This is a genomic window from Empedobacter sp. GD03739 (assembly GCF_029843245.1).
GTDB classification, from domain to species: Bacteria; Bacteroidota; Bacteroidia; order Flavobacteriales; family Weeksellaceae; genus Empedobacter; species Empedobacter falsenii_B.
Genome location: NZ_JAOCHX010000117.1, coordinates 1 through 748, shown reverse-complemented (window position 1 = coordinate 748; position 748 = coordinate 1). Strand labels below are relative to the sequence as shown.

The 748-nt window shown below is 30.7% G+C and carries 1 protein-coding gene; it reads right to left on the bottom strand.

Annotation, left to right across the window (positions count from 1 at the left end; genetic code table 11):
- Nucleotides 1-8 precede the first annotated feature (8 nt).
- Nucleotides 9-748: sigma-70 family RNA polymerase sigma factor (locus N5E64_RS15665; protein WP_407933299.1), on the bottom strand; the 740-nt coding region annotated here is incomplete at its 5' end.

The window sequence follows — 748 nt, the reverse complement described above, 5'->3', positions numbered from 1 at the left end:
TTCCATGATCAATAGTTTAGGGATTGAACTTTGTTTTGTTGAGTGAATTTATAAGCGACTATAAATTCATTGTGTACCTCTTTTTGAGACAATTGTAATGCTGAAGCTATTGTTGAAAAAGATTGTTTATGCTTACATCGAAGTTTTAAAATCAACGATTGTGTTTCAGATATTTGATTTTCCTTCTCTGCTGTAGAGACTGTTTTGGTTTTAATAATTAATTTATCTTGGTGACTTAAAATCTTCTTAAGATCATCAATAGCATGTTTAATTTCGTTACTCGTTTCAGTGATTCCTCTTCCCATTGCTTTAGCAATCGCTTTGTATTGAAATCCATGTTTTAAACAGAGTTCAATCAAATGCTTTCTTTCAGCACTTAATAAGGGTAATACTTTTATAATTTGATCAAAATAGTGCTGTTGTGTTTCTTGTTCGTTTAGGTTTTGAATGTTATCTGCGGGATCATATCCAGACAAATAACTTTGATAATTCTCATAACTTTCTAGTGAACTTACAGTTCTAAAAAACTTATTCTTCGGTTTAGCATAATGCGAATAGCAACTGTATTTCATTACAAACCTTAAAAAGAATAAGATATGATAAGGAGATTCCATCTTTTCGCGATATTCCCATAATTTTAGAAATGCATCTTGTACCAAGCATTCTACTACAAATTCATCCTCAATTATTTGTTTACCAAACCAAAAGATTCGTTTATTGTACCTGACATAAATACGTTCGAAGGCAG